Consider the following 18,488-nt stretch of genomic DNA (forward strand, 5'->3'; position numbering starts at 1 on the left):
GCCGTTCGGCCGCGGGACACCGGCCGGTGGTTCGACTTCCAGGAATCTTCTGCGCCGCGGTCCGCGGTACAGCAGCACCGTCCAGCCCAACTCCCGCAGCACAGCCGCGCACCGGGCCAGCTCGCCCTCCTCCGCGTGGGCGGCCCTGCTGCCGGGCGGACCGAGCCACTCGACCCTCACGCTGCCCGGCGCCTCACCCTGCTCCAGGCGGTACCCAGTCGCCGTACGCAGACCGGAGTCGTCAACGGCCGAGGCGACAAGGCCTGACGCCTCCAGTGCCAGGGCGATGGCCCGTATCGGCCGGTGGGTCTCCCACTGCGCGGGTACGCCCTCCGGGCTCACGTGCCCGATGTTCGTCAGCCGCCGGATCTGCAGCATCCCCTCGAACGCCGTCCGTACCGAGGCGTCACGCTTTCCGTACGGTGCCGGGTTCCTCGGGCCGTCCCCGGTGGCCGGTGCGAACCCGGTCTCGTCCTCGGTGCTCATCAGCGTCCCCTTCGCTCGTGCCGTGCTGCTGCCAGTGTGCGTCGCCCCACTGACAACATCTCGGGCGCGAGGCACCGACCGTCCCGAGCGGGTGGCCGAACCCGCCGCCGCACAAGGCACCCTGCCTACGCCCGCGGAGCGTCACCTTCACCGGACGGCGACGACCAGACCCTGCCGACCACCTTGCCCGGATCGAGGCTGCCGTGCGGGTCCAGTGCCGCCTTCACCGCGTGATGCATGCCGAGCACCGCGGAGCCCAGTTCCTTGTTCATGCCGCGCATCTTCAGCAGTCGTCCCACCCCATGCTCGCCCGTCACGGTGCCACCGAGCGCGATCGCATCATCGAGGACGTCCTCGAACGCCGACTGCGCACGGGTACGCGCGGCTTCGTCACCGGGCGGGGTGATGATCAGGGGATGCAGGTTGCCGTCCCCGGCGTGGGCGATGTTTGCCACCAGAACGTCGTGCCGGGCCGCTGTCTTCTCGATCCGGGCCAGCATCTCGGGAACCGCGGTCCGCGGCAGACCGAGCACGTGGTCGCTTGTCACGCCGTACTTGACGCAGCACATGCCGCCGGCGTTGGTCGCGACGTTCCCGCCGATCGTCGACCAGTGCGAGCTCGCGGGATCCGGCGGGTACCAGAGCCCGTGCTCGGCGCAGGCCGCCCGCAGATCGTCGTTGACCACCCCGGCTGGACGCCGGCCAGCCGTTCCGCGGTGCCGATGTGAACGATGCGGCTCATGTCCTCGAAGGACAGGACGATCGCCCCGTAGACGGCGTTCGCCCCACCCGAGAGGCTGGTGCCGTCCCGCGCGGCACCAGCGGGATGCGGTGCGTCAGACAGTGCCGGACCACGTCCCGTACCTCTTCGGCGGTCTCCGGACACACCACGGCCAGGGGCGTTCCGTAGGGGCCCATTCGGCCTCGTCGTGCTGATATCGGGCCAGGCCGGCCGGATCCGTGAGTACTTGCTGGGCAGGGATGCTGTCGACTGGTGCGTTCGCCACGTCCGAGGCCACCTCCTACAAAGATGTAGTACCCACCATCATTGCGTGCACGATTTCCGGACCGCTTCGGAGCCCCCCGATCCGGTGTGTGCGGTCCACCGTCGGCGTCAAGCCGGGTCGAAACCCCGCAGGAAGTGATCGCGCAGGACGGCCCGCCGGCGTGTGTCGGCCAGCCGCTCGTCGACCCAGAGGAAGAAATTCGATCGACGCATTGCTGCGGGGCGCCGCGTCGATGACCGCTGCCCAGCTGCCGTATTTGGCGAACTGCTGGTCGGTCGTGGGGCCCAGCGGGTTGCCGTACTTCGCCATGTCGCGTGCCTCAGGGGCCTTCACGGCCTCCGGCGACATGCCTGCGCGCGTGATGTCCTTGGCCTCGTTGCGCATGGCGACCGGCACGCGGGCGATCTCCTCGTCGGAACGGCCGTCGGCACGCATCCGGTGCTCGACGCGCTCCATGGAGTCGAGCAGTTGGTGGTGGTGGATCCGGATCTCGCGCGCCTGCGCTCATTCCTCCGGAGCCAGTTCGCGGATCGAGCAGACGACCGGATCGCTGCTGGTGCACGGTGCATTCGGACCGGACACGAGCGAGTGCACGGCGCCGGCCGACGGCGCGACGGCAGGAACGGCCAGTGCCGTCCCGGGGCGAACAGTGAGCTGCCCGCCACGGTGAGCAGCGGAAGGAGAAGGGTGACGACGAGTCCGCGGATGAGCGGGCCCCGGCGGGACGCGGAGGAAGGCGGGACGGCAGGCCATGTACGTACACGCATGCAGAAGCGCTCCCTTCGCCAAGGGAACAGGGCGTAACGGACGCTACGGCGGCCTGGGCGTCCGGGAGCGATCACGAAATCGGCGCCTACGGGCGGCGGATCCCGGTAGGGTCGACCGTCCGGCAGCTCCGTAACCCAGAGGATCCACGCACTGTGTCCGACAATGTCCAAGGCCCCGGTACCGACCGCACCGATCGTGCTTCGCTGCGCGCCGACTGTGCGAACTGTTTCGGGCTCTGCTGCGTCGCGCTGACCCTGACCCGGTCCGCGGACTTCGCGATCAACAAGGATGCCGGTAAGCCCTGTCGCAATCTGCAGGAGGACTTCCGCTGCGGCATTCATGCCGAACTACGGACCCAGGGTTTCCCGGGCTGCACCGTGTACGACTGCTTCGGAGCCGGCCAGAAGGTCTCCCACGAGACCTTCGACGGGCAGGACTGGCGGCGGGCTCCGCAGACCGCCCCGCAGATGTTCCAGGTCTTCCCGGTCATGCGACAGCTCCATGAACTCCTCTGGTACCTGACGGAAGCACTGTCCCTGGACCCGGCGCGCTCCCTCCACGGCGAGATCCGCCGCACCCTCGACGAGACGGAACGCCTCACGCATCTCCCGGCGGACGCGTTCACGGACCTGGATGTGGCCGCACACCGCGACGACGTGGCCGCCCTGCTGCTTCGTACCAGCGAACTCGTACGAGCCACGGCGCCCCGCAGCAAGAAGCGCGACCGCAGGGGCGCCGACCTCATCGGAGCCCGGCTCAGAGGCGCCGATCTGCTGGGCGCCGATCTGCGGGGCGCGTACCTCATCGCAGCTGATCTCAGGGGCGCCGATCTGCGTCTGGCCGATGTGATCGGGGCCGACTTCCGGGATGCCGACCTCACTGGCGCCGACCTCACCGGAAGTCTCTTCCTCACCCAGGCTCAGCTCAATGCGGCCAGAGGTGACGCGACGACGAAACTCCCGCCCTCGCTCAGCCGCCCCACGCACTGGCACCGGTGATCCCCGGCCCCGACCGCGATCCTGACAGCCCCGACACCGTCTTCGCCGGGCCCGGAACGAATCGGCCGGTGCGGCGGGGCACGGCCGACGCCCGTGGTTCGTTGCACAGTGTGGCGTACCCGGAACGCCTTCGACGACCGGACCGAGGAGTCCCGCACATGCCCAGCAGTACCGACCGCAGCCGCACAGAGCAGAGCCGCGTCGACGGGAGCCGCACGCGCCTGATCGAGCGGCTCATGGAGCAGTTCCCGCACGTGCCTCGGGAAGCCGTCATCAAGGAAGATCTGCTGCGCGGCGGCGTGGCGTTCGACGAGTCCGCCCTCAGCGACAACGAGGGCGGTGATGTCAAGCCGAAGTCGTACTTCATCTTCTCGTTCGACCACGGAACCCTCCCCGAGCTCGGCGCGGCCGCGCTCCGCCGTCCGCCGGAGGAGATCGTGCTCACCGGAGGTCCGTACGAACTGCGCAGGACCGTGGTGTCGGTTCGGGTCAACCCTGCGTCCCCGTACCGCGTCGCAGCCGATGACGACGGCGTGCTCGGGCTGTACCTCGACGACAGCCGGATCTCCGACGTCGGCCTGCCGCCGATGCCGGACTACTACCGGCACACCCTTGAGAACGGCAAGTCCGTGATGGAGGTCGCGCCCACCATCCAGTGGGGCTACCTCGTCTATCTGACGGTTTTTCGGGTCTGCCAGTACTTCGGGGCGAAGGAGGAGTGCCAGTACTGCGACATCAACCACAACTGGCGCCAGCACAAGGCGGCGGGACGCCCGTACACCGGTGTGAAGCCGGTCGAGGAGGTCCTGGAGGCACTGGCCATCATCGACAAGTACGACACCGCGAAGACCTCCACCGCCTACACTCTCACCGGCGGTGCCATCACGTCTCACATCGGGGGCCGCGACGAGGCCGATTTCTACGGGCAGTACGCCAAGGCCATCGAGGAGCGCTTCCCCGGTCGATGGATCGGCAAGGTTGTCGCCCAGGCCCTGCCCAAGGCCGATGTGCAGCGTTTCCACGACTACGGTGTCCAGATCTACCACCCCAACTACGAAGTGTGGGACCGCCGGCTGTTCGAGCTCTACTGCCCCGGCAAGGAACGCTACGTGGGCCGCGACGAGTGGCACCGCCGCATCCTGGACTCCGCCGAGGTCTTCGGCCCCCGCAATGTCATCCCCAACTTCGTGGCGGGCGTGGAGATGGCCGAGCCTTTCGGCTTCACCACGGTGAAGGAGGCCATCGACTCGACCACCGAGGGCCTGCGGTTCTTCATGTCGCACGGCATCACTCCGCGATTCACCACATGGTGCCCGGAGCCCACCACTCCACTCGGAAGGACCAACCCGGACGGAGCGCCGCTGGAGTACCACATCCGCCTGCTGGACGCCTACCGCGCGACCATGGAGGAGTACGGTCTCAGCTCGCCCCCTGGCTACGGCCCGCCCGGCCCGGGGCGCGCAGTCTTCTCCGTCAGCTCGTTCATGGACAGTCTTCCGGCGTGTCCGGACGACGTTCAGTAGTTCCGGGCCGATCGTCGGGCACCAACGGGGCGGAAGCCAGTTCGCGTACGACCCGGGCGAAACCCTGCACCAGGACGTTGTCCGTGCCGTCGACCCGGGCGAGCACGGTTCGCAGGGGCTCGACCTCGGTGAGTGGCACCCGCGAGAGATCGGGCCGTGCGTGGTACCGGGCCGTGCTCAGCGGTGCGAAGCAGATGGCAGAGCCCTCCGCCACCTGCTCCAGAATCTCCTCGACGTTGTCGTTGGTCGGCCCCCACTTCGGACTCGATCCGTCCGGGCGGGAGTTGACCGCCCGCCAGTCCATCCATTCGCGCGGCGCCTGCTCGGTCCATGTGAGCGGCCCGTCACGCACGTCGAGTACGGATACCCGTCGCGGCCCGCGAGCGCGTACCCGGACGCCGGCAGGCCGCCGCGCCCCCGCGCACGAGGTGACTGTCGGCCCCGTCCGGACGAATCTCCCCAGCGCGGACGGCAAGCAGGAGGGGCCCCGGCAAGGCCGCCTCGGCCGTCCTCACCGCGCTCGTAGCCGAGAAGACGCCGCTCCGGCTGCTGCTCGGCGATGATGCGACCGATGCGGTCCACGCCCACCTCGGTGCCGCCCGCGCCGGGACTCTTGAGTGGGAGACAGTCAGCCGCGGCACCGACTTCGGCGATCAGGGGCCGTTGGCGGCGGGACCGGGTGGTACGGCACGTGTACTGGACCGTCAGGGTCACGACGGTCCAGTACGTGCGGCGACCCTGCCGGGATGAACCGGTTGATTGCCGACGCCTCGTGCCGTCAGGCGCGCCACTCCGCCGTGCGCTCCGGGGACGCTTCGGCGAGCGCCTTGGCGACGGCTTCGGCATCGCCCTGATGGCCGTAGACCGGCGTGCCGGGCTGCTGCCGCCAGGACTCGTCGAGGCCGCCCGCGTCCACGGTGTCGAAGCCCAGTTCGTCGATGAGGTCGCGTACGACCTGCTTGGCTGCTGAGTCGTCACCAGCCACCGGCAGCGCCTGACGGCCGGGGCTGCCCTTCGGGAGGCCATTGGCAAGGATGTCCTGCGCGTACGTTCCGTTGAACGCCTTGATCACCGGGTGGCCGATCTGTTCCGCGGTCCACCGGCTCTCCGCCAGACCGTCCTCGATCGCGGCGATGCGGCCGTCGCGCTGCTGCGGGTAGTAGTTGTTCGTGTCGATGACCACGACCCCCTCTGCGGCCCCGTCGAGGAACCCGGAGGGCAGAGCGGGGACGGCCTTGACAGGGACGGTGATGACAACGATCTGGGCTCCCCGAGCAGCCTCCGCGGAGGTGACCGGGGTGGCTCCGGTCTCCTCGGCGAGCGCGGTGAGCGTCTGCGGACCGCGCGAGTTGGCGACGGAGACGTCATGGCCCAGTGCCGTGAGGCGCCGGGTGAGGTTACCGCCGATGTTGCCCGCTCCGATGATGCCGATCTTCATGGATCCGACCTTCCAATGGTGCCCGCGGTACGTGCTGTGGTCTCGCCGGTTCACCAACTACCCACTGCGGGTCCGTATTCCGGTAATGGCAAAATGGTTCGCCCGTTCACCGGAAGGATGGGACCGGGCGACTGCGGGCAACGTACAGGAAGAGGAACGGAATCACCGAGCCCGCTTGGAGGCGGTGCCCATGCTGCATGGCGTCGATGTCAGCTCGTATCAGTCGTCCTTCGACACGGACGGACTGGACTTCGTCTTCATCAAGGCCACCGAGGGCCGTTCGTACGTCAATCCACAGCTGGCCTCGCAGGTCAAACGTGCCAGGGACGCAGAATGCGTGGTCGGCTTCTACCATTTTCTCTGGCCGGGCGACATCACGGCACAGGCTGAGTACTTCGTGAGCAAGGCTCCGGAGAAGACGGGTGATCTGCTCGCCGTGGACTGGGAAGAGAATGGCGACGGTACGCGGGCGAGCAATTCCGAGAAGGACGGCTTCATCCGTGAGGTCAAGCGACTGAGGCCCCATCACAAGGTGTTGCTGTACTGCAACCGCTACTTCTGGCTGAATTACGACATTACGTCGTATGCGGGGGACGGCCTGTGGATTGCCGACTACGTGACCGCGGGGAAGCCCAGGATCGAGGCGTCCTGGCGCATTCATCAGTACACCGACCGTCCGCTCGACAAAGACGTTGCCGCTTTCTCCTCGCGGACCGCCATGCGTGACTGGGCTCTGGGGTAGCCGCGCGGGCCGTGCGGCCGGCCATCGGGCAGCGGCGAGCTGGGCACGCAGCACGTGGCACCGAACGTTGGGCAGGGGGCACGGAAAAGTGAAATCCGGCCATCTGAAATACTCTGTTTCGAGGCTTCTGTCCCCCTCTGTGTTGGTGGAGGGTGGCCGCTGAGCCGGACGTGTGCGATCGAAGCGGAGGAGTAATCCATGAAAGCCGCCGTTGTCCGCAGCTTCACTGAGCCGCTGGTGGTCGAGGAGAGGCCCGTGCCGACGCCGGCCGGGCACCAGGTCCTGGTGCGGATGGAGACTTCCGGGCTGTGCCACACGGACATTCACGCCTCGCGGGGCGACTGGCCGGTCAAGCCCAGCCCGCCGTTCGTGCCGGGACACGAGGGTATCGGCACCGTCGAAGCGGCCGGTGAACAGGTCACGCATCTTGCAGTGGGGGATCGAGTGGCCATCCCCTGGCTCGGAGAGGCGTGTGGACACTGCGACTACTGCATCTCCGGCTGGGAGACGCTATGCCTGAAGCAGCAGAACAGCGGCTACTCCGTGGACGGCAGTCATGCCGAGTACGCACTGGCGCACGGAACGTACGTGGTGCCGGTACCCGCCGGCATCGACCCGCTGGACGCGGCACCGCTGACCTGCGCGGGCGTCACCACATACAAGGCCGTGAAGCTGTCCGGCGCACGCCCGGGCACGCGCGCTCTCGTCTCCGGTATCGGTGGTCTGGGCCACCTCGCCCTGCAGTACGCACGGATCTTCGGCGCCGAGACGATCGCCGTCGACGTCACCGACGAGAAGCTGGCCCTCGCCCGCGAACTGGGCGCCGATCACGTCATCGACGCCCGGATCCAGGATGTCGCCGAGGAGACTCACCGGCTCGGTGGAGCCGATGCGGCCATCTCACTGGCCGTGAGCAACGCATCGTTCGGCGCCGCCTACAGCGCGCTGCGCCGGGGTGGCACGCTGGTCCTGGTGGCGCTCCCTGCCGAGGGCACGCTCGAATTGCCCGTCTTCGACATGGTACTGAACGGTACGAAGATCGTCGGCTCCATCGTCGGAACCCGTGAGGATCTTGCCGAGGTGTTCCAACTGCACAGGCTCGGCCGGACACGCGTGGTCCGGGAGAGCCGAGATCTTGAGGACATCAACGCGTCGATCGATGAAGTGCTGCAGGGCAAAGTGCCAGGTCGTCTTGTCTTCGATATGCGCTGAACCTGCGCTGAACCGCATACGTACAGGGCCGCCAGCGGTGCTTGTCCGTGCCTGGTCCGTGTTCTCGGCCGGGTGCGGACAGGCGCCGCCCGGGTCGCTCACTACGACTGCAACTCGATGAGGTGGCCCTCGGGGTCGCGCACATGGGCGGTGCGGAGCGTGGGTCCCCAGTCCGGCCGGTCGCACGCACCGGCGACCGGTGAAGCGCCGTGTTCCAGGCAGTGCGCCAGCCCGGCAGCGACATCGGCGACCCGGCAGACGAACATCGAACGGTCCTGGGTGGGCGGTGCCTCGCCCGGCAGACCCGCGGTCCCGGCGACGGCCGCCATCGCACCGCGGTCGAAGAGCACCAGCACCCCTTGACCGTCGACGTCCCAGTGTGCGTACGGGCCGGACTCGCTGCCGCTGGCCCGGGTCGCCCCGATCAGAGCGGGCAGCACCGCATCGTAGAAGTGGAAGCAATCGGTGAACCTGTTGACCAGCAGGCGCGGGTGCAAGGCATCCATGACGTGCTCCAGTCAGTAGGTGAATACCCATCATTGGTAGAGGCCTAAGATAGCGTCGATGAGCGAGACCCCGCCCAGCCTCCTGGGACTCACGACCTATCTGCTGTCCAAGACCGGCAAGACTGCACGGAGCCGGCTGGCAGCGCGACTGGCCGAGCGCGATCTGCGGCTCTGGCACATGGCCGTGCTGTCGGCGCTGGTCGATTTCGGCCCTCATGTACAGCGGGAGCTGGCGTCACGGCTCGGGATCGACCGGAGCGACATGGTGAAGATCGTGGACGATCTGGCGGTGGCCGGACTTGTGGACCGGGCTCGCGACACCGCCGACCGCCGCCGGGTGACCGTCACGACCACCCGGGCGGGCCGCGCGATGCTCGCGGACCTGCGGGCCGAGGCCCTGGTTGTGCAGGGGGAACTGCTTGCCCCCCTGACGGACCATGAACAGGGGCAGCTGGCAGCCCTGTTGAGACGAGTCCACGACCATGTCCACGAAGGGCCCGAAGAACCGCGGCCAGGTCGCTGAGTGATTCCCCGAGTCCGGTGCGGCAGACTCTCCCGGGTGACCACAGCCGCGGCTCAGCCGCCTCGTGACCGTGCGCTCGGGCGCGGAATCTCCACCCTCATTCCGCAGGCCGCGACCGCAACCCCGGCCGAACATGCGGCGGCCGTACTGACGGCCATGCAGAGCGTTCCGGTCCGGGTGGGAGTCCTCCAGGCTGCAGCAGTGCTCCTGGAGGCGCGGGTGCGTGCGACGGAGGACGGCGCGGAGCGCGCGGCGGCAGCGACGACAGTCGCCATGCTGCGCAGCGCAATCGGTCAGGCCGGCTGAACCAAGCAGCCGCGCCGGGAGTCGGCCCGGCGAAGAAGCTGGTGAGTCGCTCGTCAGCGCAGTACGTCGAGAGCCCGCACGCACGCGTCCGGATTCTCCCGCCAATAGTGCCAACTGTCCTCGTGGGACAGAACAGTGGCGAGGGCGTCCTCCAGCCCGAGACTCCGAGACCCGGCGAGCTCTCGTACGATCACCACGGCTGCCGCCAGCCCGGCATGTCCCCCTTCGGCGAGGTACCCGAGGTCGGCCGCAGGGCGCTCGGTAACCGTCGTGCGCGCGGACTCCACCAGCGGTTTCAGCCACCGGGACCACTGACTGTAGGAGTCCTCCTTTCGGTCGTACCGCCGTCTCCAGCAGCGGTGCCAGTGCCTGAGTCAGACGTTCGAGATAGCTCGCTGCACTCTCCGTGACCCACGGATGTTCGGCGACGAAGTGTCCCCAACCGGTCTCCACGTCCAGCCAGTCGAGCCACCAGGTACCGGCGGGCCGCAGCCCTTCAGTACCACCAAGGACAAAGGTGTCCCGCACCAGTTCGTACCGCGGTGGACTGGCTTCCGCCAACAGGACGGCGTCGTACAGGTCCTTGCCCTGTGGGTACGCGTCAGTGACCAGCCAGAGCAGCTTCCAGGCCAGTGACAGTTCGGGGGATGCGGCCAGTACACGACACCCGGGACCGTCTCCCAGGGGCTGAAGATCAGTGAATGCCGCCCGGGCAGGCAGGGTCTCGTTGAACACCACATCGAGTTGTACGGTGCCGCCGGGCACGCCGGGGGCCGTCCAGGGCAGCAGCATACGGCGGCCCGGAACCCGGTCATACGTCCAGATGTTCTCTGTCACCATGCCGGCCGCGTCGATCCGGACAGAGCCACGGGCTGCCGCTGCCGCGTCCCGGGCGATCGTGTCGAACAGGCCCGAGGTCCGGGGACCGTCCATGGCCCAGTCCTGAGGTGCGACGAGGAAGTCCAGGTCGCCCGGTTCACGAGCCGCTTCCCCGAACCAGGTAGCCATCAACACGCTGCCACGCAGCACAAGATGACTGCTCCACGGGCCGTCCGCGACAGCCGCGAGCACCGTATCCAGGGCAGTACGCCGCGCCTGGTGCCAGGCCCGGCCTGCCTCTTCGTCCTCGCCGTCGAATGTGGGGTCCCCTGCCCGGTAGGCGTTGGCGAACTGCTTCAGAGCGGGCTCGAAGATCACCGGGTGATTCATGCCCGCCGGAGCAGGCAGCAGCGTCCCGGGAAGGTCGGAGCTGCGTCGCGTCTCCTCGTCGAGGGGTACATGCGGGATCCGCGACGAACCGTGCCAAAGCCCGTGCCAGGAAGACGAGTTGTCGGCGGGGGGTTTCATGGAGGGGCTCCTGACGGGAAATGTGCTGCTTTTCGCGTGACTCGCTGCGGCGGTTTCCGCGCCGGCACGCGCGAGTGCTCACAAGAGGATAGGTCCAGAGTTTGCATTGGCATGGACCTGATAGACGCTCTGGGCTACAGTCCGTTGCGGCACACTCTGAGAGCGCTCTCAGGTGAGACCTCTCGGACGCCTGCTGTTCCTCCCCACGATGTCGGAACAACAGAAGGGCCATTCCCTTGAGATGCATGACAGCCTTACGTGCGAGCCTTGCCGCCACTCTGGTCGTCGGAGCCTGGGCGACCGTAGGTCTCGCCTCTGCCTCTGCCTCCGCCGTGAACTCACAGGCCACTGCTCCCCGTGCCGATACCGCTCAAGCGCCGGCGTCCGCCGGACTGATCTCCGCCATGCGGAGGGATCTCGGCCTGACGGAAAGCCAGGTCAGGGCGCGTCTGGCCGCGGAAAAGGGGGCAACAGCCGTACAGGACAAGGCACAACGGGTCGCCGGATCGTCGTACGCAGGTTCCTGGTTCGACCCGGCCACGGGCAAACTCACCGTAGCCGTCACCGACGACAAGAGGGCCGGCGCCGTGGGAGCGGCCGGTGCGAGCGTCCGACTGGTGAGTCACAGCGCGCGGCAGCTCGACGCGACCAAGGCGCAGCTCGACAGGTTGTCCGCGCCGGACGGAATCAGCAGTTGGCATGTCGACCCGAAGGTCAACCGGGTCGTCGTGAACGTTGTCGCATCGGCAATGGGTGACAACGATGTCCGACGCTTCGTCGAACAGGCCCGCAAGGCCGGCCCCGTCCAGGTGAAGCAGACGCCCGAGGCGCCCAGAACCTTCTCCGCCGGGACTGTGGGCGGCGACCCGTACTACACGGGAAACGTCCGGTGCTCCATCGGCTTCTCCGTGTACGGCGGCTTCGTCACGGCAGGGCATTGCGGTCAGGCAGGCGCGGCGGTCAGCGGATGGGACGGCTCGGCCATCGGTAACTTCCAGGGATCGTCCTTCCCCGGTGACGACTACGCCTGGGTCAGCGTGGGCAACGGCTGGTGGACGGTCCCCGTGGTCCTCGGCTGGGGCACCGTCTCCGACCAACTGGTCCGGGGCTCCGCAGAAGCACCCATCGGTGCCTCCATCTGCCGCTCCGGCTCCACGTCCCACTGGCACTGCGGCAATGTGCTGGCCACGAACGAGACCGTGAACTACAGCCAAGGTGCCGTCCACCAGATGACCAAGACGAGCGTCTGCGCCGAGCCGGGCGACTCGGGCGGATCCTTCATCAGCGGCGACCAGGCCCAAGGGGTCACGTCGGGCGGCTGGGGCAACTGCGGCAGTGGTGGCGAAACCTGGCATCAGCCGATCAACGAGATCCTTAACCGGTACGGGCTGACGCTGCACACGGCCTGACGGTACGCAGGCGGGCTGGATCGGCCTTCCTGCCGGCTGTTCTCGAAGGGCCTGTCGCCGCGGGGGTTCGTCATTCCAGCGCGGCAGGCCCTTCGGGGGAGAACGCCCAAGGTCGGGACAGGACGGCATGGCGAGGGGTGTCCTGCAAGGCCAGTCGAGCACGAAGCCACCTAAAACCGGCAGAAAAGGCCCGGGTCGCAGTGGCAACCCAGGGTGTCGATCAAACCCGAATGGTTCAAGGGGTTTGTTCGGTGCGGTTGTTCGGAGGCGGTAGGGGCGTGTGAGGGCGGGTCTTCTGGCTGAGCTACCGGTGCTTCGCCGTCCGGTTCATCCGGGTGTGACAGGTGTGCATGGGTTGTCACGTATTGGTCGAGTGCGTGTGGGTATCCAGGACCTGGGTATTCCGGCAGGGGCTGCGCAGACCGGAACCCCGGCCCGATTCCGGCAGGCCGGGGTTCTGTGTCACGCGAGTGTCTCGATCACCGGCCGTCGTAGCCGCCGTCGTAGCCGCTGTCATAGTGGCGCGAGAGCACCCGGAAGCTGCCCACGACGCCGTCGCGGACGAAGACGCCGCCCCGGACGTGGCCGGGGATCACGCCGTCGCTGGAGCTGTGAGGTCCGACGGTGGCGATGGGGGCGCCGTTGTCGCAGGTGACCCCACGGAAGACCTCGATGGTCCTGCGACTGTCGTTGCGGATGTTGAAACTGTTGGAGCCGAGGCCGCTGACCACGGTGATGCAGCCACCGGGGTCGTCGCTGTAAGTGCGCTCGTTGATCTGGATCCGACCCTCGTAGTAGTCCCGGTCGCCGTGGTCCCGGTCGCCATAGCCCCGGTCGTCGCTGCCCTTGCCTTCGTTGCCCTTGCCGGTGTCGCCGTCGAGCGCCGAAACGGGCGCGGTGGCCTGCTGGATGACAGGGGATGCGTAGGCCGGCTCGGTGGTGGCGGCCCAGGCGTAGGTGATGCCGGTGGCGGCCAGTGCCGAGGCGGCCGCGATGGCTGCGGTAACGACAGTGGAACGGGTAACCATGTCACTTCTCCTGTCTCAGAGAGTCAGCCGAGGAGCCGGCCTGTGATTGAACGTAGTGACGGTCCCCATAGCTGTCATATTGGACACCTTGGAGGGTTGGTGCCGGGGCGCCGATCGGGTACACGAGGCACCCATATGCGATTGCGGGATAATCGTATGAGTGATCAATGTCCCTTATTTTTCGGCTGCTTGATGCATCATTAGCCCTTCCGGGCGACTTCCTGACAGACGCTCACCCCGGGTGACAGCGTGTCTGTGTTGACACTGTCCGGGCGAAAGGCGCACGCCGCCGTCCTGAATGCCCGTCATTGATGGTCCCCTCGCCGTGACCTGCGGTGACGGCCCATAGAACCGCTGGCCGCCCCCGTCGCGCGACCGGTCCTTTGGAATCTGTGCCGGAGTTGAGTCAGAACCAGAATTCGGCGACATCCAGGTCTCGGGGATGAGGGGGATCTCGTCGCTGAGTGACAGAGTGGCCAGCTGCTTTTGTGACTCAACGTCAGAAATGCCTATGACACAAGCATCCAGGCACGCCCATGCCCTGTGGGCGCCGAAGGCACCCATGAAGGGGGGTTTCCGGACACCCTGGGGGATCAGCTGGTGTCGGGGCTTCGTACGCGGCATCTGCGGTCTGTCGCACGGGTATGGACGAGGACGAAATCGTCCCTACACAGATTTGCCCAGAAGCCCAGAAGCCCAGAAGCCCTGGAAAGGAAACACGTGTACACCCCGTCCCGCACTGAACCGCACCACCGACCCGCCCACCGGCCGGATGCGGCCGAGCATCCGCTCGTAGGCGCTTGGCTGCTCAGCACCGTCGCCATCGTGGACATATCCGGTCACACGCTCGAACACCCCCTGGGGCAACGTCCGACAGGACTGCTCACCTACACCGCGGACGGCCATATGTCCGTGAGCATGCTGAACCCGGACCCGGAGTCCGGCGCAGCAGCGGAGGCGGGGACGGGCGAGCCGGTCGACACGGCGACCCTGTTCAGGACATCTCCCTACCTGGGGTACGCCGGCGCCTACGAGGTAATGGGCGATTTGGTCGTTCACCACCTGCAGGTGGCGTCGTTACGTCCGTGGGTCGGCACCAAGCAGGAGCGCCGATGGAAAGTGGAGGGGAACCGATTAACCCTGCTTCCCCCGACCGAGGGGACCGGCGAGGAAGCGCGCACCCCGAGGCTTGTGTGGCACCGGCCGACCGGGGACGCCACGTGAGCGACGAGGGGGTCCGGGTTCACCGGCCTTCGTGTCGGTCGCTTCCACTGCGTGGCGTGGGATGCGGCCTTGAGGACAGCTCCGCGCTGATCCTGCCCGCTGCGCGAATTCTCGGTAGCCGGTGACGGGGTTCGAGCGGGGGCTGCGCCGGCCGACGTGCTCCCGGCGTTCGCCCTCGGTCTTGCGGCCACGGCTCCTTACCGCTGGTCGGTTCGTACAGGCTGAGCGTGACGGCCGGCGACATGCTGCTGGATCTCATCGGTAGCCTTCGCCACGTTGGCCGGAGCGGCGCAGACGGACGCGAGGGGGACCGTCCGGCAGGCGAGGGGCGGCCAGTTGGGGTGGATGGTGCGCCCGCGCGGTCAGCACGACGGACTGGGCGGGCGCACTGCGGGTGACCGACCGCAGGCTCGCAGGCCCGGCACCGCGGTGCTTCGTGGCCCCTCCAGCTCCCGCACGACCCGGACTTCGAGAGTCGGTTGCCGAGCTTGCGCAGGCGCGCCCATGACCCAGACGCTGATCGGGTGTTCCGCTGAGCGGTGCGACCGGCACTGGGGCAACGGGCCGCCGCTTCTTTGTATCCGCCCCCACATTCCGCGAGAGAGACCCCGGAGCGCCGACGCCGGCTGGGGTGTCGCTCAGTTGTCCTCGCCGACCGTAAGGGAGCCCAGGTGGATATTCCAGCCAGGCTGTGACACAGGGGCCCCTGAACTCGGGTGTCACGACGAGCACTGGAACGAAAGGCGGGACCACCGGGCCCAGTAGGTAAGGCCTTTCACTCCTGAGAGGTTGCCGGTGACGTCGGTCACGTCGGTGATGCGGAGGTGCGGGGGAGGGGGCGGAGCACCCGGACGTGGGGAGGTCTCGCCGCCGCCGACCTGGGCCGCATCGCACCCGCAGTGAAGTGCAAGCTCAAGATGCGGCAGTACCGACCCCACCTGATCGACGGCTGCCTGAGCAGCACCGACGACCTCGTCCTGGATCGCTGATCACGTCGAACGTTCGTCGAGGCGCTCCTGAAATGCTCTGTCGCTGCCCGACCTCCGGTCAACTCTGCGGCGTCGTGCCCGCACCACGTATACTCGGCCGCCGCTCCCCTCACCGGCGGAAGACGCCCGTACCCCGACAGAAGGTTCAACATGAGTTCCGCAGACAGGTCCGAGGCACCGATCTACGCCAGGCTTGTGGAGGAGCATGGGGACGTTCCGGCCGAGACGCGCCGGGTGGCCGAGCAGACCTTGCGCGAGGCGAACCACGCGATCGACTTCAGCGGCGTGCGACCGCCGGTTACATACCGCTAGCTCGGCACACGAGTCCCTCGTACAACTTGAGGGCCGCGATGGGTCCATGCGCTTCGTCGGCCAAGTGCGACTGTTCGAGAGTCTGTGGTCCGCGGCGTGCTGCTGCCCCACGAACGCCTCGCCGGGCAGCCCCTGCCCGGGCCTCGCGGGCGCGACGCATCGCGCGCAATCGGCGAACACAGCGGAGTCGGCTGAGGTGCGCCCGCGGCCCGGTCAATCAGTGCGACCTGTGCACGAGTCCGGCGGTGTCCCCGGGACCGCTGCCGCGACCACGGTCTGATCCGCAGGCTGCTGGGGCGGAACCGTAACGGAAGCGAAGCCTTGTGGGTCCGTATCCATCGCGGAGTGAACCACTTGATGGCCTGTCAGCAAGGATGTGATCTTGGAGGGCCTGCCTGTGGCGGTCCAGGCTTCGGGGTGACGAGAGCGTCGTCCGGGTCGAGGAAGGCGTTACACGCCTTCGGTTCCGGCCGCAGTTTGTGATGGTCCGGCGAGCGGAATGCGCCCCGGACTCGTCCCCCAGTCCTTCGTCTTCGGGCTGCAGATCCTCGTCAACGGCCTGCGCGCACACGCCGAGGCGCTTACATGCAACGCCTGACACGCATGCCAGTCCCCACATGCGCCGAAACAATGGCCCTGACAGCAGGTCAAGTGGCGCCGGACCGGCGATGAACCGAGCACTTGCCCGGCAAGCAGCGCGGACTCGCCTCCGTGGCGACAGGAAGGAGCCGACACCCCCCTCAGCTGCACTGTCGCCGCATTGCACTCAGTCTGGATTTCACAGGTGAACGCGCTCAGCTTCTCCGCCGCTCTGATCACCTTCATCTCGGTCGTCGGGCTGCCCAAGGTCCTGCTCTCCTTCGCCCACCTCGCGCAACTCCACTCAACCCGCCAGCTGCGCACCATCGCCCTGATCTCCTGCGGCGCGGCGATCCTCATCGGCCTGGTGACCAGCTTCACCGCACCCTGGCTCCTGGACCTGTTCCACATCAGCACCTCCGCCCTCCTGCTCGCAGCCGTCAGCATCGACCTCGTCCTCGACGGCCTGCAAGAACTTGGGGTCGAGGGACTCGCGCGCGGCCACTGAGAGCGGAACTCACTCGTACTTCCCCATCGGGGTCCGGCTGCCGTCCGTGGCTGCCGTGGCTGGGCCACTCAGCAACCCGCGACGACTCTGCCGCCGGATCGGGAAGGGCGGCCGAGACCGCTGTGTAAGGTCATGTCGGCGCGGTCGTCTGCGGCAGGACCTGCACACACGATCGTCTGGAGCACGATGAACCTGATCTGGGCCGTCGACATGGCCGACGGCGAACCCGCACTCGTCCTGGCTCTGCTCGCAGGCCACGACCAAGAGGTCCTTCACGCCACCGGCCGAGTCGTGAACCCCCTCGGCGCCGGATACCGCCGCGAGGGCCGTACCGAAGCCCGCGATGCTATCGCCGACCGGGCCCGTATCTCATGGTGATGCTGCCGCAAGACCGTCGGACGTCCGTCCCGGCCGACACGGCGTCCGAGGCGGTGCGGATGGCGGGCCGGGTACTGCAGCCAACACGGGTGTTCGACACCTACTGGCGCTTCGCCTCCGCCCGGCAGGCGGTCTACGAGGCTCGTCCGGCCGGTCTGGCCCAGCCGTGGACGGACGATCCGATTCTGTCTCAGCACCGCTTCACCAACTGCTACCGCGCCGCCGACCGCGTCAGCCAGACGCTGATCGGGGACGTGATCTACCAGGGTTCACAGGAGTGGGATGAAATTTTCTTCCGGACCCTGCTGTTCAAGATCTTCAACAAAGAGTCCACCTGGCGGCTGCTGACCCACGAACTCGGCGAAGTACGCTGGGATACCTACGACTACCGGGCCTACGACCAGGTCCTGTCAGCAGCCTTCGCCAAGGGCGAGCGGCTCTACTCGGCCGCTTACATCGTGCCCCCGCCGCAGCTGGGGGAGGGGCGCAAGCACCGAAATCACCTGCGGCTGCTGGAGATGATGATGACCACGGGCGCGCCCGGACGTGTCCTGGAAGCCGCGACGATGCGCGAGGCGTACGAGGTGCTCCTCGGCTACCTGGCAATCGGCCCGTTCCTGGCCTACCAGTTCACCGTCGATCTGAACTACGCGTCACAGATGGCGTTCTCCGAGATGGACTTCGTCATGCCCGGCCCCGGCGCGCGCGACGGGATCCGCAAGTGCTTCGGCCGCTCGGCCGACGGCATCGAAGCCGACATCATCCGCTACATGGCCGACTCGCAACAGGAGCACTTCGCCCGCCTCGGTGTCCCCTTCCGCGGACTGAAGGGACGGCCTCTCCAGCTGATCGACTGCCAGAACCTGCTGTGTGAGGTCGACAAGTACGCCAGGGTCGCGCACCCGGAGATCGCCGGCATCAGCGGCCGCAGCCGCATCAAACAGTCGTACCGACCCGATGCCCGGCCATTGCGCGCATGGTTCCCGCCCAAGTGGGGCCTGAAGGACTGAGGACCGACTGTGCCAGTGCCGGACATGTCCGCCTCGGACGGCACGCAGGAGTGGCCGGGTGTGTCCGTTCGTTGAGGAGGCCCCGTGTCCTGCGTCCGGCAGGGGACGTTCCTGTGTTGTTCCCCCAGCGGGTGCGGGCGTCGCGGTACGGCTGCCGAACTGTGCTGAACGGGTGCCGAACTGCGTTGCCGTGTC

General features: G+C 67.6%; 19 protein-coding genes and 2 pseudogenes. 12 read left to right on the forward strand and 9 right to left on the reverse strand.

From position 1 onward, the window contains the following. The 3 genes and pseudogenes from GA0115254_RS38890 to GA0115254_RS38900 all read right to left on the reverse strand — a co-directional run. Nucleotides 1-486: hypothetical protein (locus tag GA0115254_RS38890; protein WP_107451496.1), on the reverse strand; the 486-nt coding region annotated here is incomplete at its 3' end. Nucleotides 487-611: 125 nt separating this feature from the next. After that, nucleotides 612-1,493, reverse strand: a pseudogene (locus tag GA0115254_RS38895) (FAD-binding oxidoreductase). A 15-nt stretch (nucleotides 1,494-1,508) separates the two neighbouring features. Then, complete coding sequence (locus GA0115254_RS38900; RefSeq protein WP_093899971.1) at nucleotides 1,509-1,949, reverse strand: hypothetical protein; 441 nt, start codon at nucleotides 1,947-1,949, stop codon at nucleotides 1,509-1,511. A gap of 464 nt (nucleotides 1,950-2,413) precedes the next feature. Here GA0115254_RS38900 and GA0115254_RS38905 point away from each other — a divergent pair, with 464 nt between their 5' ends. Next, nucleotides 2,414-3,259 (forward strand): pentapeptide repeat-containing protein, encoded by an 846-nt coding sequence (locus tag GA0115254_RS38905; protein WP_093899972.1) that lies wholly within the window; start codon nucleotides 2,414-2,416, stop codon nucleotides 3,257-3,259. 158 nt (nucleotides 3,260-3,417) lie between these two features. Beyond that, complete coding sequence (locus GA0115254_RS38910) at nucleotides 3,418-4,782, forward strand: radical SAM protein (protein WP_093899973.1); 1,365 nt, start codon at nucleotides 3,418-3,420, stop codon at nucleotides 4,780-4,782. Here the strand turns inward: GA0115254_RS38910 and GA0115254_RS38915 are convergent. Then, nucleotides 4,742-5,134 (reverse strand): type 2 periplasmic-binding domain-containing protein, encoded by a 393-nt coding sequence (locus GA0115254_RS38915; protein WP_256103004.1) that lies wholly within the window; start codon nucleotides 5,132-5,134, stop codon nucleotides 4,742-4,744. The two genes, GA0115254_RS38910 and GA0115254_RS38915, sit on opposite strands and share 41 nt — an antisense overlap. 426 nt (nucleotides 5,135-5,560) lie before the next feature. Further along, the gene (locus tag GA0115254_RS38920; protein ID WP_093899974.1) at nucleotides 5,561-6,220 is read right to left on the reverse strand and encodes an NADPH-dependent F420 reductase; all 660 of its coding nucleotides are present in this window, start codon (nucleotides 6,218-6,220) and stop codon (nucleotides 5,561-5,563) included. A 190-nt stretch (nucleotides 6,221-6,410) separates the two neighbouring features. Here GA0115254_RS38920 and GA0115254_RS38925 point away from each other — a divergent pair, with 190 nt between their 5' ends. Continuing rightward, the gene (locus tag GA0115254_RS38925; RefSeq protein WP_093899975.1) at nucleotides 6,411-6,962 is read left to right on the forward strand and encodes a glycoside hydrolase family 25 protein; all 552 of its coding nucleotides are present in this window, start codon (nucleotides 6,411-6,413) and stop codon (nucleotides 6,960-6,962) included. A 198-nt stretch (nucleotides 6,963-7,160) separates the two neighbouring features. Then, a complete protein-coding gene (adhP, locus tag GA0115254_RS38930) occupies nucleotides 7,161-8,174 on the forward strand; it encodes an alcohol dehydrogenase AdhP (RefSeq protein ID WP_093899976.1) in 1,014 nt (337 codons plus the stop codon). Nucleotides 8,175-8,275: 101 nt separating this feature from the next. On the opposite strand, the gene GA0115254_RS38935 is transcribed toward adhP, so the two are convergent. Beyond that, nucleotides 8,276-8,680, reverse strand: a complete 405-nt coding sequence (locus GA0115254_RS38935) for a VOC family protein (RefSeq protein ID WP_093899977.1) — start codon at nucleotides 8,678-8,680, stop codon at nucleotides 8,276-8,278. Between the two features lie 58 nt (nucleotides 8,681-8,738). Between GA0115254_RS38935 and GA0115254_RS38940 the strand changes: the two genes are divergently transcribed. Next, nucleotides 8,739-9,203 (forward strand): MarR family winged helix-turn-helix transcriptional regulator, encoded by a 465-nt coding sequence (locus GA0115254_RS38940; RefSeq protein ID WP_093899978.1) that lies wholly within the window; start codon nucleotides 8,739-8,741, stop codon nucleotides 9,201-9,203. A 36-nt stretch (nucleotides 9,204-9,239) separates the two neighbouring features. Next, nucleotides 9,240-9,509, forward strand: coding sequence for a hypothetical protein (locus GA0115254_RS38945; protein ID WP_093899979.1), 270 nt, complete (start codon nucleotides 9,240-9,242; stop codon nucleotides 9,507-9,509). A 53-nt stretch (nucleotides 9,510-9,562) separates the two neighbouring features. Here GA0115254_RS38945 and GA0115254_RS38950 read toward each other — a convergent pair whose 3' ends face one another. Together GA0115254_RS38950 and GA0115254_RS38955 are read right to left on the reverse strand one after the other, a co-directional pair. Then, nucleotides 9,563-9,796, reverse strand: a complete 234-nt coding sequence (locus tag GA0115254_RS38950; RefSeq protein ID WP_093899980.1) for a hypothetical protein — start codon at nucleotides 9,794-9,796, stop codon at nucleotides 9,563-9,565. Nucleotides 9,797-10,040: 244 nt separating this feature from the next. Then, nucleotides 10,041-10,856, reverse strand: a pseudogene (locus GA0115254_RS38955) (nucleotidyl transferase AbiEii/AbiGii toxin family protein); the annotation flags it as partial. 245 nt (nucleotides 10,857-11,101) lie between these two features. Between GA0115254_RS38955 and GA0115254_RS38960 the strand changes: the two are divergent. Further along, nucleotides 11,102-12,265 (forward strand): S1 family peptidase, encoded by a 1,164-nt coding sequence (locus tag GA0115254_RS38960; protein WP_093899981.1) that lies wholly within the window; start codon nucleotides 11,102-11,104, stop codon nucleotides 12,263-12,265. Nucleotides 12,266-12,744: 479 nt separating this feature from the next. Here GA0115254_RS38960 and GA0115254_RS38965 read toward each other — a convergent pair whose 3' ends face one another. Continuing rightward, nucleotides 12,745-13,293, reverse strand: coding sequence for a hypothetical protein (locus tag GA0115254_RS38965; protein WP_093899982.1), 549 nt, complete (start codon nucleotides 13,291-13,293; stop codon nucleotides 12,745-12,747). Nucleotides 13,294-14,013: 720 nt separating this feature from the next. On the opposite strand from GA0115254_RS38965, the gene GA0115254_RS38970 reads away from it, so the two are divergent. The 5 genes from GA0115254_RS38970 (at nucleotide 14,014) to GA0115254_RS38985 (ending at nucleotide 18,293) form a co-directional block, all read left to right on the forward strand. Further along, on the forward strand, nucleotides 14,014-14,517 hold the full coding sequence (locus GA0115254_RS38970; RefSeq protein WP_176740470.1) for a lipocalin-like domain-containing protein: 504 nt from the start codon (nucleotides 14,014-14,016) through the stop codon (nucleotides 14,515-14,517). 1,139 nt (nucleotides 14,518-15,656) lie between these two features. Further along, nucleotides 15,657-15,818, forward strand: a complete 162-nt coding sequence (locus GA0115254_RS45020; RefSeq protein WP_176740471.1) for a hypothetical protein — start codon at nucleotides 15,657-15,659, stop codon at nucleotides 15,816-15,818. 784 nt (nucleotides 15,819-16,602) lie between these two features. Then, a complete protein-coding gene (locus GA0115254_RS38975; protein ID WP_176740472.1) occupies nucleotides 16,603-16,905 on the forward strand; it encodes a hypothetical protein in 303 nt (100 codons plus the stop codon). Between the two features lie 186 nt (nucleotides 16,906-17,091). After that, on the forward strand, nucleotides 17,092-17,283 hold the full coding sequence (locus GA0115254_RS38980; protein ID WP_093899984.1) for a hypothetical protein: 192 nt from the start codon (nucleotides 17,092-17,094) through the stop codon (nucleotides 17,281-17,283). Further along, nucleotides 17,283-18,293 (forward strand): nucleotide kinase domain-containing protein, encoded by a 1,011-nt coding sequence (locus GA0115254_RS38985; RefSeq protein ID WP_256103005.1) that lies wholly within the window; start codon nucleotides 17,283-17,285, stop codon nucleotides 18,291-18,293. The genes GA0115254_RS38980 and GA0115254_RS38985 overlap by 1 nt, the downstream gene beginning before the upstream one ends. Nucleotides 18,294-18,488 lie beyond the last annotated feature (195 nt).

The sequence above is a fragment of the Streptomyces sp. Ncost-T10-10d genome (assembly GCF_900091955.1).
Lineage (GTDB): Bacteria > Actinomycetota > Actinomycetes > Streptomycetales > Streptomycetaceae > Streptomyces.